Origin of the sequence: Streptomyces sp. AgN23, from assembly GCF_001598115.1 — a bacterium.
Lineage (GTDB): Bacteria > Actinomycetota > Actinomycetes > Streptomycetales > Streptomycetaceae > Streptomyces > Streptomyces antimycoticus.
Genome location: NZ_CP007153.1, coordinates 1,301,121 through 1,316,634, shown reverse-complemented (window position 1 = coordinate 1,316,634; position 15,514 = coordinate 1,301,121). Strand labels below are relative to the sequence as shown.

The following is a 15,514-nucleotide window of genomic DNA, read 5'->3' as shown; positions in this document are numbered from 1 at the left end:
GAGCGTACGCGCGGCTCACCAGTTGAAGAGCGTGTCGCCCGGCTTCACGTCGACGTCCTGCTTGACGTCGGACAAGGCTTCGGCGGTGGCCTCGAGCGCCACGATCGGACAGATCGGCGACTTGCCCGCGGCCACGGCAGTGGCCGGGTCCCAGCGCACGATCGCGTCGCCCCGCTTGACCGTGTCTCCCTTATTGATGAGCACCTCGAAGCCCTCACCGTTCAATTGCACGGTGTCGATGCCGAGGTGGGTGAGCACACCGTGCCCCTCCCCGTCCACGACGACGAACGCGTGCGGGTGCAGAGAGACAACGATGCCGTCGACCGGAGCCACGGCCACAAAGGGCTCGAGCACCGGGTCGATCGCCGTGCCCGGACCGACCATGGCGCCGGAGAACACCGGATCGGGAACCGCTTCGAGTCCGATCACGCGGCCGGTGACCGGTGAGGTCACGCTGGTCATGGGGGCCTCCCGGGGTGAAGAATCATTACGCGCCGTCACTGTCTGTCCCGGACAGCGCACTGCCCAGAAGAGTAAGTCATAGGAACTTCGGATTCCGCACACGTGGCGCTGGCAGAGTGGACGCTCGGGCCTGGAAACGATTTGCCACGGCCTCGCGAGGCGCTGTACTGTCGTACCCCTGCCCACCGGATGAAGCACTGCGGTCATCTGCGTGTACATCCAGGTTCAGGGCAGCGCCATCAGCTACTTGATCGAAATCTCGGATCCGCTTTCGTATGCCTTGCGAAAGACACCGGTTCGGAGAGCGGGAAATGGTCTGATAGCGTGTGAAACACCGGAGGGAAGCGCCCGGAGAAACCGGTGAAACGGTTTCAAAGGAAGCGTCCGTTCCTTGAGAACTCAACAGCGTGCCAAAAGTCAACGCCAGATATGTTGATACCCCGTCCATCTCGGACGAGGTTCCTTTGGAAAAATACACAGCGAGGACGCTGTGAGCGGACTGGATTATTCCTCCGGTCTGCTCCGCTCTCGTGATGTGTTGCCGGGATATCCCGGAAGCATTCACGGAGAGTTTGATCCTGGCTCAGGACGAACGCTGGCGGCGTGCTTAACACATGCAAGTCGAACGATGAACCGGTTTCGGCCGGGGATTAGTGGCGAACGGGTGAGTAACACGTGGGCAATCTGCCCTGCACTCTGGGACAAGCCCTGGAAACGGGGTCTAATACCGGATATGACACGCTCCCGCATGGGATGCGTGTGGAAAGCTCCGGCGGTGCAGGATGAGCCCGCGGCCTATCAGCTTGTTGGTGGGGTGATGGCCTACCAAGGCGACGACGGGTAGCCGGCCTGAGAGGGCGACCGGCCACACTGGGACTGAGACACGGCCCAGACTCCTACGGGAGGCAGCAGTGGGGAATATTGCACAATGGGCGAAAGCCTGATGCAGCGACGCCGCGTGAGGGATGACGGCCTTCGGGTTGTAAACCTCTTTCAGCAGGGAAGAAGCGAGAGTGACGGTACCTGCAGAAGAAGCGCCGGCTAACTACGTGCCAGCAGCCGCGGTAATACGTAGGGCGCAAGCGTTGTCCGGAATTATTGGGCGTAAAGAGCTCGTAGGCGGCTTGTCGCGTCGGATGTGAAAGCCCGGGGCTTAACCCCGGGTCTGCATTCGATACGGGCAGGCTAGAGTTCGGTAGGGGAGATCGGAATTCCTGGTGTAGCGGTGAAATGCGCAGATATCAGGAGGAACACCGGTGGCGAAGGCGGATCTCTGGGCCGATACTGACGCTGAGGAGCGAAAGCGTGGGGAGCGAACAGGATTAGATACCCTGGTAGTCCACGCCGTAAACGTTGGGAACTAGGTGTGGGCGACATTCCACGTCGTCCGCGCCGCAGCTAACGCATTAAGTTCCCCGCCTGGGGAGTACGGCCGCAAGGCTAAAACTCAAAGGAATTGACGGGGGCCCGCACAAGCGGCGGAGCATGTGGCTTAATTCGACGCAACGCGAAGAACCTTACCAAGGCTTGACATACACCGGAAACCTCTGGAGACAGGGGCCCCCTTGTGGTCGGTGTACAGGTGGTGCATGGCTGTCGTCAGCTCGTGTCGTGAGATGTTGGGTTAAGTCCCGCAACGAGCGCAACCCTTGTTCTGTGTTGCCAGCATGCCTTTCGGGGTGATGGGGACTCACAGGAGACTGCCGGGGTCAACTCGGAGGAAGGTGGGGACGACGTCAAGTCATCATGCCCCTTATGTCTTGGGCTGCACACGTGCTACAATGGCCGGTACAATGAGCTGCGAAGCCGTGAGGTGGAGCGAATCTCAAAAAGCCGGTCTCAGTTCGGATTGGGGTCTGCAACTCGACCCCATGAAGTCGGAGTCGCTAGTAATCGCAGATCAGCATTGCTGCGGTGAATACGTTCCCGGGCCTTGTACACACCGCCCGTCACGTCACGAAAGTCGGTAACACCCGAAGCCGGTGGCCCAACCCTTGTGGGGGGAGCCGTCGAAGGTGGGACTGGCGATTGGGACGAAGTCGTAACAAGGTAGCCGTACCGGAAGGTGCGGCTGGATCACCTCCTTTCTAAGGAGCGCATAGCCGACTGCGAGCGCATGTCTCGCACGGTTTGCTCATGGGTGGAACGTTGACTATTCGGCATCGTCTGGATGCTCTTCTCTGTCAGTACTGCTTCGGCGTGGAACACAGAGCGAGTGGAAAGATGACGTCGGGCACGCTGTTGGGTGTCTGAGGGTACGGGCTATCACGCTCGTCCTTCGGCCGGTCCCGGTGAACCATGCGGAAGTGTGGGTGACGGGGTACGGGTCGTTGTTTGAGAACTGCACAGTGGACGCGAGCATCTGTGGCCAAGTTTTTAAGGGCGCACGGTGGATGCCTTGGCACCAGGAACCGATGAAGGACGTGGGAGGCCGCGATAGGCCCCGGGGAGCTGTCAACCGAGCTTTGATCCGGGGGTGTCCGAATGGGGAAACCCGGCAGTCGTCATGGGCTGTCACCCATACCTGAACACATAGGGTATGTGGAGGGAACGCGGGGAAGTGAAACATCTCAGTACCCGCAGGAAGAGAAAACAACCGTGATTCCGGGAGTAGTGGCGAGCGAAACTGGATGAGGCTAAACCGTATGTGTGTGATACCCGGCAGGGGTTGCGCGTACGGGGTTGTGGGAGTGAACTTCAGTCGTCTGCCGGCGGCTGGGTGAGTCAGAAACCATTGCGGTAGGCGAAGGACATGCGAAAGGTCCGGCGTAGAGGGTAAGACCCCCGTAGCTGAAATCGTAGTGGCTTGCTTGTTCATTTCCCAAGTAGCACGGGGCCCGAGAAATCCCGTGTGAATCTGGCGGGACCACCCGCTAAGCCTAAATATTCCCTGGTGACCGATAGCGGATAGTACCGTGAGGGAATGGTGAAAAGTACCGCGGGAGCGGAGTGAAATAGTACCTGAAACCGTGTGCCTACAAGCCGTGGGAGCGTCGGACATCAGCTTGCTGGTGTCTCGTGACTGCGTGCCTTTTGAAGAATGAGCCTGCGAGTTTGCGGTGTGTTGCGAGGTTAACCCGTGTGGGGAAGCCGTAGCGAAAGCGAGTCCGAATAGGGCGGTTTAGTAGCGCGCTCAAGACCCGAAGCGGAGTGATCTAGCCATGGGCAGGTTGAAGCGGAGGTAAGACTTCGTGGAGGACCGAACCCACCAGGGTTGAAAACCTGGGGGATGACCTGTGGTTAGGGGTGAAAGGCCAATCAAACTCCGTGATAGCTGGTTCTCCCCGAAATGCATTTAGGTGCAGCGTCGTGTGTTTCTTGCCGGAGGTAGAGCACTGGATAGGCGATGGGCCCTACCGGGTTACTGACCTTAGCCAAACTCCGAATGCCGGTAAGTGAGAGCGCGGCAGTGAGACTGTGGGGGATAAGCTCCATGGTCGAGAGGGAAACAGCCCAGAGCATCGACTAAGGCCCCTAAGCGTACGCTAAGTGGGAAAGGATGTGGAGTCGCAGAGACAACCAGGAGGTTGGCTTAGAAGCAGCCATCCTTGAAAGAGTGCGTAATAGCTCACTGGTCAAGTGATTCCGCGCCGACAATGTAGCGGGGCTCAAGCGTACCGCCGAAGTCGTGTCATTGCAGCATGTGGTCTAACGATCGCTGTGATGGGTAGGGGAGCGTCGTGTGCCGGGTGAAGCAGCCGTGTAAGCGAGTTGTGGATGGTTCACGAGTGAGAATGCAGGCATGAGTAGCGATACACACGTGGGAAACGTGTGCGCCGATTGACTAAGGGTTCCTGGGTCAAGCTGATCTGCCCAGGGTAAGTCGGGACCTAAGGCGAGGCCGACAGGCGTAGTCGATGGACAACCGGTTGATATTCCGGTACCCGCTTTGAAGCGCCAACGTCGAACCAGGCGATGCTAAGTCCGTGAAGCCGCCCTGATCTCTTCGGAGTTGAGGGGAGTGGTGGAGCCGACGGTCCAGACCTGTAGTAGGTGAGTGATGGGGTGACGCAGGAAGGTAGTCCAGCCCGGGCGGTGGTTGTCCCGGGGTAAGGGTGTAGCCCGAGGAGTAGGTAAATCCGTTCCTTGTTGTGGGTGAGACCTGATGCCGAGCCGATTGTGGTGAAGTGGATGATCCTATGCTGTCGAGAAAAGCCTCTAGCGAGTTTCATGGCGGCCCGTACCCTAAACCGACTCAGGTGGTCAGGTAGAGAATACCGAGGCGTTCGGGTGAACTATGGTTAAGGAACTCGGCAAAATGCCCCCGTAACTTCGGGAGAAGGGGGGCCATTGTTGGTGATCCGATTTACTCGGTGAGCTGGTGGTGGCCGCAGAGACCAGCGAGAAGCGACTGTTTACTAAAAACACAGGTCCGTGCGAAGCCGTAAGGCGATGTATACGGACTGACGCCTGCCCGGTGCTGGAACGTTAAGGGGACCGGTTAGTCACATTTCGGTGTGGCGAAGCTGAGAACTTAAGCGCCAGTAAACGGCGGTGGTAACTATAACCATCCTAAGGTAGCGAAATTCCTTGTCGGGTAAGTTCCGACCTGCACGAATGGCGTAACGACTTCTCGACTGTCTCAACCATAGGCCCGGTGAAATTGCACTACGAGTAAAGATGCTCGTTTCGCGCAGCAGGACGGAAAGACCCCGGGACCTTTACTATAGCTTGATATTGGTGTTCGGTTCGGCTTGTGTAGGATAGGTGGGAGACTGTGAAGCATTAACGCCAGTTAGTGTGGAGTCATTGTTGAAATACCACTCTGGTCGTGCTGGATGTCTAACCTGGGTCCGTGATCCGGATCAGGGACAGTGTCTGGTGGGTAGTTTAACTGGGGCGGTTGCCTCCTAAAGGGTAACGGAGGCGCCCAAAGGTTCCCTCAGCCTGGTTGGCAATCAGGTGTTGAGTGTAAGTGCACAAGGGAGCTTGACTGTGAGACCGACGGGTCGAGCAGGGACGAAAGTCGGGACTAGTGATCCGGCGGTGGCTTGTGGAAGCGCCGTCGCTCAACGGATAAAAGGTACCCCGGGGATAACAGGCTGATCTTCCCCAAGAGTCCATATCGACGGGATGGTTTGGCACCTCGATGTCGGCTCGTCGCATCCTGGGGCTGGAGTCGGTCCCAAGGGTTGGGCTGTTCGCCCATTAAAGCGGTACGCGAGCTGGGTTTAGAACGTCGTGAGACAGTTCGGTCCCTATCCGCTGTGCGCGTAGGAGTCTTGAGAAGGGCTGTCCCTAGTACGAGAGGACCGGGACGGACGAACCTCTGGTGTGCCAGTTGTCCTGCCAAGGGCATGGCTGGTTGGCTACGTTCGGGAGGGATAACCGCTGAAAGCATCTAAGCGGGAAGCCTGCTTCGAGATGAGGACTCCCACCCACTTGATGGGTTAAGGCTCCCAGTAGACGACTGGGTTGATAGGCCAGATATGGAAGCCGGGTAACTGGTGGAGTTGACTGGTACTAATAGGCCGAGGGCTTGTCCTCAGGTGCTCGCGTCCACTGTGTTGGTTCTGAAGCAATGAACCGTATTGAACCCCCCTCTTGTTTGGGGTGTGGTTCCGGTGTCTGTTTCATAGTGTTTCGGTGGTCATAGCGTTAGGGAAACGCCCGGTTACATTTCGAACCCGGAAGCTAAGCCTTTCAGCGCCGATGGTACTGCAGGGGGGACCCTGTGGGAGAGTAGGACACCGCCGAACAATTCTTTAAGAAGACCCCGATGGGAATCTACTTCCCTCGGGGTCTTTTTTGTGTCCATGTCCGGTACGCCCCGGTGCGGAACCCATGCGGGCCTACCGGTAGAGTCATGGAGCATCATCGGCCTGTTTCTCACGGGAGGCTCCCGGGTGGAGGTACAGGAGACACGAGTTCAGACGGACCGTGTGCTCACCATCCCGAACATCCTCAGCGCTGCGCGCCTCGTCGGCGTGCCGCTTTTCCTGTGGCTGATCCTCCGGCCCGAGTTCGGCGGGCCCAACAGCGACGGCTGGGCACTGCTGGTGCTGGCGTTCAGCGGCGTGAGCGACTATCTCGACGGGAAGCTGGCCCGTCGCTGGAACCAGATCAGCAGCCTCGGCCGGCTTCTCGACCCGGCGGCCGACCGGCTCTACATACTGTCGACGCTTGTCGGTCTCACCTGGCGCGAGATCCTGCCCCTCTGGCTGACCGCGGTCCTTCTCGCGCGAGAGCTGGTCCTGCTGGTGATGGTGGGCATCCTCAGGCGCCACGGCTATCCGCCGCCCCAGGTGAACTTCCTCGGCAAGGCGGCGACCTTCAACCTGATGTATGCCTTCCCCTTGCTCCTTCTGAGTGAGGGAAGTGGCTGGCTTCACACGACCGCCGCGATTTTCGGATGGGCGTTCGCCGGATGGGGTACAACACTCTATTGGTGGGCAGGAGTCCTCTACGTGGTTCAGGTCCGCCGACTTGTCAGGGCGGACACCGCGGCCGACTGAGCTCGCCGTAGCGGCGTCCATAGAGGCCGGGGCCCGTAGCGCGGTAAGTGTAAGGGCCATCGGGCGTGCGCAGTCGGCGTGACAGTCGTCTCTTCAAGGAGGACGCTTCCGACATGAAGGCCGTCGTGATGGCAGGGGGCGAGGGAACTCGTCTGCGCCCGATGACCTCGACCATGCCCAAACCGCTGCTGCCCGTGGCCAACCGGCCGATCATGGAGCATGTGCTGCGGCTGCTCAAGCGGCATGGGCTCAGCGAGACCGTGGTGACAGTCCAGTTCCTCGCGTCCCTGGTGAAGAACTACTTCGGTGACGGCGAGGAGCTCGGTATGGAGCTCACGTACGCGAATGAGGAGAAGCCACTCGGCACTGCCGGTAGCGTCAAAAACGCGGAGGAAGCGCTCAAGGACGATACCTTCCTGGTGATCTCGGGTGACGCCCTGACGGATTTCGACCTTACGGATCTGATCAATTTCCATAAGGAAAACGGAGCCCTTGTCACCGTCTGTCTGACGCGCGTCCCCAATCCGCTCGAATTCGGTATCACCATCGTCGACGAGGCGGGAAAGGTCGAGCGTTTCCTGGAGAAGCCCACTTGGGGTCAGGTCTTCTCCGATACGGTCAATACCGGCATCTATGTCATGGAGCCGGAGGTCTTCGACTATGTCGAGCCCGATGTTCCGGTCGACTGGTCCGGAGATGTCTTCCCCCAGCTGATGAAGGAAGGCAAGCCCATCTTCGGGTATGTCGCCGAGGGCTACTGGGAGGATGTGGGCACCCACGAGAGCTATGTGAAGGCCCAGGCCGACGTTCTCGAGGGCAAGGTCGACGTCGAACTCGACGGATTCGAGATCTCGCCCGGCGTATGGGTCGCCGAAGGGGCGGACGTGGATCCGGAGGCCGTGCTCCGCGGTCCGCTCTACATCGGCGACTACGCCAAGGTGGAGGCCGGTACCGAGATCCGTGAGCACACCGTCGTCGGCTCCAATGTCGTGGTGAAGAGTGGCGCCTTCCTGCACAAGGCCGTGGTGCACGACAACGTGTACGTCGGCCAGCAGAGCAACCTGCGCGGCTGTGTCATCGGCAAGAACACCGACATCATGCGCGCCGCCCGGATCGAGGACGGGGCCGTCATCGGCGATGAGTGCCTGATCGGCGAGGAATCGATCGTCCAGGGCAATGTCCGGGTCTATCCGTTCAAGACCATCGAGGCGGGCGCGTTCGTCAACACCTCGGTGATCTGGGAGTCCCGGGGGCAGGCCCATCTGTTCGGCGCCCGCGGCGTCTCCGGCATCCTCAATGTGGAGATCACCCCGGAGCTCGCGGTGCGGCTCGCCGGAGCGTATGCGACGACCCTCAAGAAGGGCTCCACGGTCACCACCGCGCGTGACCACTCCAGGGGCGCGCGGGCGCTCAAACGGGCGATGATCTCAGCCCTGCAGACCAGCGCCATCGACGTACGGGACCTGGAGAACGTACCGCTGCCGGTGGCCCGGCAGCAGACCGCGCGCGGCAGTGCCGGCGGGTTCATGATCCGGACCTCGCCCGGGGTGCCGGACTCGGTGGACATCATGTTCTTCGACGAGCGGGGCGCCGACCTGTCCGCTGCCGGTCAGCGGAAGCTGGACCGGGTCTACGCCCGCCAGGAGTACCGCCGGGCCTTCCCGGGCGAGATCGGTGACCTCAGCTTCCCGTCGAGTGTCTTCGACTCGTACACGGGCTCGCTGCTGCGCGCCGTGGACATCAGCGGGATCGCCGAATCCGGCCTCAAGGTCGTCGTGGACGCCGCCAACGGAAGCGCCGGGCTGGTGCTTCCGAGCCTGCTGGGACGGCTCGGGGTGGACGCGCTGACCATCAACCCTGGCCTGAACGAGGCGCGTCCGACGGAGACCGCCGACGCCCGCCGGTCGGGGCTGGCCCGGCTCGGTGAGATCGTCGCCTCGGCGCGTGCCGCGTTCGGAGTGCGATTCGACCCGGTCGGTGAGCGGTTCTCGCTCGTCGACGAGCGGGGCCGCATCGTGGAGGACGACCGGGCGCTGCTGGTGATGCTGGACCTGGTGGCCGCGGAGCGGCGCAGCGGGCGGGTGGCGCTCCCGGTGACCACGACCCGGATCGCCGAGCAGGTGGCGGCGTATCACGGCACGCAGGTGGAGTGGACGACCACCGCGGCCGACGATCTGACCCGGGTCGCCCGGTCGGAGACCACCGTCTTCGGCGGTGACGGGCGCGGCGGATTCATCATCCCCGAGTTCAGCAGCGTCTTCGACGGCACGGCCGCCTTCGTCCGGCTGATCGGGCTGGTGGCGCGCACTCAGCTGACGCTGAGCCAGATCGATGCGCGGATTCCGCGGGCGCACGTCCAGCGGCGCGATCTGGCCACCCCCTGGGCGGTCAAGGGCCTGGTCATGCGGCATGTGGTGGAGGCCGCGGGCGACCGTTCCGTGGACACCACCGACGGGGTGCGGGTCGTGGAGGCCGACGGGCGGTGGGTCATGGTGCTGCCCGACCCGGCCGAGGCGGTCACCCATCTGTGGGCGGAGGGCCCGGATGACGCGTCCGCGCAGGCCCTGCTGGATGAGTGGTCGAGTGTGGTGGACAGCGCGGGGCGCTGATCCCGAGGCCGTCTCCGCACGTCTGAGCGCGTGGGGGCGCCGCCCCGAGGTCCCCGATCCGGCACGCCGGAGGGGCCATTCGGTGGCGGCGGCCCCCACGTGCGACGATGTGCGGCATGTCGCAGCCGCCCCCCGTTCGGAGCACAGCATCGCCGCGCCCTCGTCCGCGCCTCGACGCGTCCATGTCGCTGTTGACCAATGTGATGGACCACAGCCTCGACGACGGGTACGCCGAGGCCGCCGCGCGGCGCGGTGAGACCGGTCGCTCGGGCCTGCCGCGCACCATGCGGGCCAAACTGGGGCTGGCTCTCGGCCTCGTCCTGGTCGCGGTGGTCATCACCGTCGGCGCCGCCGAGGCGCGGATATCGGCGCCCACGCTGGCCAAGGAGCGGGGAGAACTGATCGACCGTATCGAGACGGGGAACTCGAACGCGGACGAGCTCGCCAGGAGCGTGGACAAGCTCCGCGGCGAGGTCGGGGAGAAGCAGCGGCAGGCACTGGAGAAGCACGGCGGAGCCAAGGCCGATCTGGTGGCGCTGCTCTCGGGGGCCAACGAAGTGACCGGCCCGGGGGTGAAGCTGGTGGTCGACGATGCCAAGGGCGCGGCCGGCGGCGGCGGGGGACCACGGGAGAGCGCCGACTTCTCCGATACCGGCCGGGTGCGCGACCACGACATGCAGCGCGTCGTCAACGGCCTGTGGGAGTCGGGCGCGGAGGCCGTCTCGATCAACGGGCAGCGGCTGACGGCGCTCTCGGCGATCAGGGCGGCGGGAGACGCCATACTGGTCGACAACAAGCCGCTGGCGCCCCCGTATACGGTGCTCGCGGTGGGGGACGGGCAGCGGCTGAGCACCGCTTTCCAGAACAGCGCGGACGGCCAGTATCTGCATGTGCTGCAGCAGAACTATGACATCCGCACGAGCATTTCCGCCCAGGACTCGCTCCGGCTTCCGGCCGCGCCGAGCCTGATCGTACGCACCGCGGAACCGATAGCCGGTGGCTCCGGCAAGGGTGACGCCGACACAGGGAAGGGCACATCGTGATCGCCGTATTGGGGCTCATCGTGGGAGTCGTGGTCGGACTTGTGGTTCGACCCGTGGTGCCGACGGTGGTCGAGCCCTATCTGCCGATCGCCGTCGTGGCGGCACTCGACGCGGTCTTCGGAGGCTTCCGGGCGATGCTGGACGGGATCTTCGACGACAAGGTCTTCGTCGTATCGTTCCTGTCCAATGTGGTGGTGGCCGCACTGATCGTCTTCCTCGGTGACAAGCTGGGCGTCGGTGCTCAGCTGTCGACGGGAGTCGTGGTGGTGCTCGGTATCCGGATCTTCTCCAACGCGGCCGCGATCCGCCGCCATGTCTTCCGGGCGTGAGGCCGATGACGACCGACGACACCCCTGAGAAGCCCGAGCGGCCAGACTCGGCTGAAAACCGACGGCCGGCCGAAACTCCGCGGAAGGCGGCCGAAACGCCGCGACCGGCCGAGAGGGACGAGAAGCCCGAGAAGCCGGAGCCGGCAGCGAAGGCCCGAGAGCCCGAACCGGCCGCTGAGCAGCCGCGGCGGTCGCCCGAGCCGCCGCGACGGCCGGAGACGGCCGAGAAGCTCGCGCCGTCCGGGGAGCCGCGCGAGCGGGCGCGGCCGGAGCGGCAGTCGGTGGCCGAAACGCCGCGGCCGGGCGCCCCGTCGCCCGCCCGTGAGCCCGGGCACCGTGACGTACGAGAGCAGCCGGGCAGACCGGCCGCGCCGCCGCGGGGTGAGTCGGGCAGGCCCTCTACGCCTCCGCGGGAGCCGGGCAGGCCGTCCGCGCCGCCGCGGGGTGAGTCGGGCAGGCCTTCTATGCCTCCGCGGGAGCGGGGCAGGCCGTCCATGCCGCCGCGAGGTGAGTCGGGCAGGCCCGCCGGGCCGCCGCCGGGTGGTCTCAAGGATGTCGCTCTCCGGAGGCCCTTGCCCAAGGCCGTGCTGCCCGAGGCCCTGCCGCCGCAGGCCCAGGGCCGGCCCGTCAAGCCGGGCGGTACGCCCGCGCCGCCCGCCGAGGGCACCAGGCCCCCCGGCGGGCCCAGGAGCGGCCCCGGAGAGCGTGTGGGGCCCGCCCCCGGCCCCGGAGCCGGACAGGGCGACGATGGGGCCGAGAAGGGGCCGGAAGAGGCTCTGTCCGGCCGCCAGCGGTTGCTGAAGGGCGTATGGCCGCCGCGGCTGACCCGCGCGCAGCTGATCGTCGCCCTGCTGCTCTTCGGCCTCGGCCTGGGCCTCGCCATCCAGGTGCGCTCGACCAACGAGAGCAGCGTGCTGCGCGGCGCCCGGCAGGAGGACCTGGTCCGGATCCTCGACGAGCTGGACTCCCGCACCCAGCGGCTCCAGGACGAGAAGCGCCGGCTGGAGAACCAGCGCACCGAGCTGGAGAACAGCTCGGACCAGGCCGAGGAGGCCCGCAAGCAGACGCTCCAGAAGGAGCAGCAGCTGGGCGTGCTCGCGGGTACGGTGGCAGCACAGGGTCCCGGTATCACGATCACCATCGACGACTCCCGGGGCTCCGTGGAGTCGGACATGCTGCTCGACACGGTGCAGGAGCTGCGCGCGGCGGGCGCCGAGGCGATCCAGATCGGCAAGGTGCGAGTGGTCGCCGGGACCTACTTCGCGGACAGCGGTGGCGCGATCCAGATCGATGGACAGAAAGTGACGCAGCCGTATGTTGTGAAGGTGATCGGCAAGCCGGAAGATCTGGAGCCGGCGCTGAACATCCCCGGCGGGGTGGTGCAGAGCCTGGAGAAGGAGCAGGCCACTGTGTCCGTGCGGCGGGAGAAGAAGATCGTTGTGGATGCCTTGCGATCGGCGAAGCGGCCTGACTACGCTCGGTCGTCATCACGGTGAGGCGGTTCGAAATGAGGGTCTCTCGGGGAGACCATGTGGACGCGGGGGGTCAACGCACCAGAAGATCCGCGCGTGATGGAAACTGTCTGGTGGTCACGGACGTTGTGAGGATGTCCGGACCGTCTGGTGTGAGCATCGAGGGTTTGTCCTGCCCCACGGGCGGGTCTGTTTCAGTCAAGGGGAATCGCCCGTGAAGTTGTTCGGGAAGTTGTTCGGCAAGAGTGCCCGCCAGGATGGCGGCAGCAGCACCGCTCGCCACCGCGCCTCGCGTGCTGCGGAGGAGAGCGGAGGGGGGACCGAGGAGCGCCCGCTGTTCCGGGACCAGGTCGGCTCCCAGGGCGAGTCTGTTGACCCCTCCGCGACCGGCCCCATAGGTTTCCAGGAGCCATCGGCCGCTCACAGTGGTGGAGGGTTCGGCTTGCCTGTCTGTCAGCGGTGCGGCCACCGGAACGCGGAGGCCAGCCGGTTCTGTTCCAATTGCGGCGCCCCGCTGCGGGGCGGTGCGCCCTCCGAGCGTGCCTCGGAGACCACCTCCACCATTTCGATCTCGGGTCTCGAGGCGTACGACTCCGAGGTGACCGGGCAGACGCCGCTGCCGTCGCTCAGCCCGGAGGCGCAGGCCGCCGTCGAGGCGCTGCCGATGGGTTCGGCGCTGCTGGTGGTCCGCCGCGGGCCGAACTCGGGCAGCCGCTTCCTGCTGGACAGTGATGTCACCACGGCGGGCCGTCACCCGCAGAGCGACATCTTCCTGGACGATGTGACGGTCTCCCGCCGCCATGTGGAGTTCCGGCGCGGCCAGGACGGCAGCTTCACCGTCTCGGACGTCGGCAGCCTCAACGGGACGTACCTCAACCGGGAGCAGATCGACGCGCCGGTGGTGCTGGCCAGCGGCGACGAGGTGCAGATCGGTAAGTACCGGCTGGTCTTCTACCCGAGCCAGCGGGGCGTCGGCATCTGACCCGTCAGGGGAGGTCCATGCTTCAGACACCGTCGGGCGGTGCCGGTACCGGCACCGCCCCCACGGGCAGCCGATCGATGAGCATCGGCACCGTGCTGAATCTGTTGCGGGACGAGTTCCCCGAGGTCACCATCTCCAAGATCCGCTTCTTGGAGTCGGAAGGTCTGGTCGAGCCGCGGCGGACGCCTTCCGGCTATCGCAAATTCAGCCGGCGAGATGTGGAGCGGCTCGGCCATATCCTCCGGATGCAGCGTGACCACTACCTGCCGCTCAAGGTCATCCGGGAGCATCTGGACGCCTTGGAGCGGGGCGAGTCGTTGCAGCTTCCTGCCGTTTCGCAGGGAGCGCGGCAGCCCGGTGCGCTCGACGGCGGTATCGAGGCGGCCGCGGACGGCCCCACGGCCGCCCGGCTGGGCCGTGCCGAGCTGCTGGCAACGGCCGAGGTCAGCGAGGTGCGGCTGGCCGAATGGGAGTCGTACGGGCTGCTCGCGCCGACCGCGGACGGCGAGTACGACATCGAGGCGGTGACCGTCGCCCGGCTCATCGCCGAACTTGGTCGTTTCGGCCTGGAACCACGTCATCTGCGAATCATGAAAGCCTCCGCCGAGCGCGAGGCCGGAATGGTCGAGCAAGTGGTCGCTCCGCTGCGGTTGCATAGAAACCCGCAGACCAGAGCGCATGCGGAGGCCAGTGTGCGGGAGCTTGCCACGCTCTCCGTACAGCTGCACGCGGCGCTGGTGCGGTCGGCTCTGAGGGTCCAGGAGCGGTGACCGACCGGGCCCCGACTATCCAAACCGGCCGGGCACGTCCTAGGGTTGCTGTGTGAACGAGCTCGACGTCGTGGGTGTCCGGGTGGAAATGCCCTCCAACCAACCGATCGTGCTCCTGCGTGAAGTGGGAGGCGACCGGTACCTCCCCATCTGGATCGGACCAGGTGAGGCGACCGCGATCGCCTTCGCTCAGCAGGGCATGGCTCCGGCGCGCCCGCTGACCCATGATCTTTTCAAAGACGTACTCGAAGCGGTCGGCCAGCAGCTCACGGAGGTCCGGATCACGGATCTGCGCGAGGGGGTCTTCTACGCGGAGCTGGTCTTCGCCAGCGGCGTGGAGGTCAGCGCCCGGCCGTCCGACGCCATAGCGCTCGCGCTGCGCACCGGAACGCCGATCTACGGCAGCGACGGGGTGCTGGACGACGCCGGTATCGCGATCCCGGACGAGCAGGAGGACGAGGTGGAGAAGTTCCGCGAGTTCCTCGACCAGATCTCGCCCGAGGACTTCGGAACCAGCAGCCAGTGAACGGTATGCCGGTCCTCGCTCGCGCATTCGAGTAGCCTTTCCCGGACGAGGGACACGGGAAACCACCCTTAGGGTGATTATCACTCGGCGTGCCGAGTGTGGCGATCGTTGACGCACCCCGGGTGACTGCCTACCTTCAAGATGGCAGGTCGAGGACGGAGGTCGGCGTGAGAAGCACCGGCGACGGCACGGCAGCCGGCGGTCCGTATACGCTCCAGGGGAGCGCACCGGCCGATCCGGCATTGAAGGCTCGGGTCGCGGCACAGGCAGCACCGCCGCGTGAGCCCGCCGCGGGGGAGACGGAGCGGGTCGGGTACCGCGGACCCACCGCATGCGCGGCCGCGGGCATCACCTACCGCCAGCTCGACTACTGGGCCCGCACCGGCCTGGTGGAGCCGAGCGTCCGGCCCGCGTACGGCTCGGGCAGCCAGCGGCTCTACAGCTTCCGGGACGTGGTCGTCCTCAAAATCGTGAAGCGGCTGCTGGACACCGGCGTATCGCTGCAGAACATCCGGGCGGCGGTGACTCATCTGCGCGCCCGGGAGCTCGACGACCTGGCCCAGATGACGCTGATGAGCGACGGCGCGACCGTCTACGAGTGCACCTCGCCCGATGAGGTCGTGGACCTCCTCCAGGGCGGTCAGGGCGTCTTCGGGATCGCCGTGGGTGTCGTCTGGCGGGATGTCGAGAGCGCGCTGTCCCAGCTGCACGGCGAGCGGGTGGACACCGGTGAGACGCTGATCCGGCACAACCCCACCGATGAGCTCGCGGCGCGTCGCAACCGGGCCGGTTGAGCGCTCGCCCTTTCGTCAGGCGCCCTTCGCCAGGCACCTTTTGTCAGGCGCCGCCCCGGACGTGAGCCGAGC

At 64.6% G+C, this 15,514-nt stretch carries 10 protein-coding genes and 3 rRNA genes; 12 read left to right on the top strand and 1 reads right to left on the bottom strand.

The window, feature by feature from the left end; genetic code table 11:
* Window positions 1–15: 15 nt before the first annotated feature.
* A complete protein-coding gene (locus AS97_RS05760) occupies window positions 16–462 on the bottom strand; it encodes a PTS glucose transporter subunit IIA (RefSeq protein WP_059142532.1) in 447 nt (148 codons plus the stop codon).
* A gap of 560 nt (window positions 463–1,022) precedes the next feature.
* On the opposite strand from AS97_RS05760, the gene AS97_RS05755 reads away from it, so the two are divergent.
* The 12 genes from AS97_RS05755 (at window position 1,023) to AS97_RS05700 (ending at window position 15,442) form a co-directional block, all read left to right on the top strand.
* Window positions 1,023–2,549 (top strand): 16S ribosomal RNA (locus tag AS97_RS05755).
* A gap of 279 nt (window positions 2,550–2,828) precedes the next feature.
* A 23S ribosomal RNA gene (locus AS97_RS05750) occupies window positions 2,829–5,949 on the top strand.
* A gap of 95 nt (window positions 5,950–6,044) precedes the next feature.
* Window positions 6,045–6,161: ribosomal RNA gene (gene rrf / locus AS97_RS05745) — 5S ribosomal RNA — on the top strand.
* The 16S, 23S and 5S rRNA genes sit together here, the layout of an rRNA operon.
* Before the next feature lie 147 nt (window positions 6,162–6,308).
* A complete protein-coding gene (locus AS97_RS05740; RefSeq protein ID WP_014058691.1) occupies window positions 6,309–6,917 on the top strand; it encodes a CDP-alcohol phosphatidyltransferase family protein in 609 nt (202 codons plus the stop codon).
* 113 nt (window positions 6,918–7,030) lie between these two features.
* Window positions 7,031–9,526, top strand: a complete 2,496-nt coding sequence (locus AS97_RS05735) for a mannose-1-phosphate guanyltransferase (protein WP_059143936.1) — start codon at window positions 7,031–7,033, stop codon at window positions 9,524–9,526.
* Window positions 9,527–9,642: 116 nt separating this feature from the next.
* Window positions 9,643–10,569: a DUF881 domain-containing protein gene (locus tag AS97_RS05730; protein ID WP_059143935.1), complete on the top strand. Its 927-nt coding sequence runs from the start codon at window positions 9,643–9,645 to the stop codon at window positions 10,567–10,569.
* Window positions 10,566–10,898 carry a small basic family protein gene (locus AS97_RS05725; RefSeq protein WP_014058688.1) on the top strand — a complete coding sequence of 111 codons (333 nt, stop codon included), beginning with the start codon at window positions 10,566–10,568 and terminating at the stop codon, window positions 10,896–10,898. Before AS97_RS05730 ends, AS97_RS05725 begins: the two co-directional genes overlap by 4 nt.
* 572 nt (window positions 10,899–11,470) lie before the next feature.
* Window positions 11,471–12,394: a DUF881 domain-containing protein gene (locus AS97_RS05720; RefSeq protein ID WP_247204246.1), complete on the top strand. Its 924-nt coding sequence runs from the start codon at window positions 11,471–11,473 to the stop codon at window positions 12,392–12,394.
* 148 nt (window positions 12,395–12,542) lie between these two features.
* The gene (locus AS97_RS05715; protein ID WP_185930298.1) at window positions 12,543–13,352 is read left to right on the top strand and encodes an FHA domain-containing protein; all 810 of its coding nucleotides are present in this window, start codon (window positions 12,543–12,545) and stop codon (window positions 13,350–13,352) included.
* Window positions 13,353–13,369: 17 nt separating this feature from the next.
* A complete protein-coding gene (locus AS97_RS05710; protein WP_059143933.1) occupies window positions 13,370–14,122 on the top strand; it encodes a MerR family transcriptional regulator in 753 nt (250 codons plus the stop codon).
* A 52-nt stretch (window positions 14,123–14,174) separates the two neighbouring features.
* Window positions 14,175–14,648, top strand: coding sequence for a bifunctional nuclease family protein (locus AS97_RS05705; RefSeq protein ID WP_014058684.1), 474 nt, complete (start codon window positions 14,175–14,177; stop codon window positions 14,646–14,648).
* A 242-nt stretch (window positions 14,649–14,890) separates the two neighbouring features.
* Window positions 14,891–15,442 (top strand): MerR family transcriptional regulator, encoded by a 552-nt coding sequence (locus AS97_RS05700; protein WP_232546911.1) that lies wholly within the window; start codon window positions 14,891–14,893, stop codon window positions 15,440–15,442.
* Window positions 15,443–15,514: the final 72 nt, after the last annotated feature.

Bases quoted from the DNA above. Each gene is read 5' to 3' on its own strand.
- AS97_RS05760 (WP_059142532.1), bottom strand. From the start codon at position 462: ATGACCAGCGTGACCTCACCGGTCACCGGCCGCGTGATCGGACTCGAA.
- AS97_RS05735 (WP_059143936.1), top strand. From the start codon at position 7,031: ATGAAGGCCGTCGTGATGGCAGGGGGCGAGGGAACTCGTCTGCGCCCG.
- AS97_RS05730 (WP_059143935.1), top strand. From the start codon at position 9,643: ATGTCGCAGCCGCCCCCCGTTCGGAGCACAGCATCGCCGCGCCCTCGT.
- AS97_RS05710 (WP_059143933.1), top strand. From the start codon at position 13,370: ATGCTTCAGACACCGTCGGGCGGTGCCGGTACCGGCACCGCCCCCACG.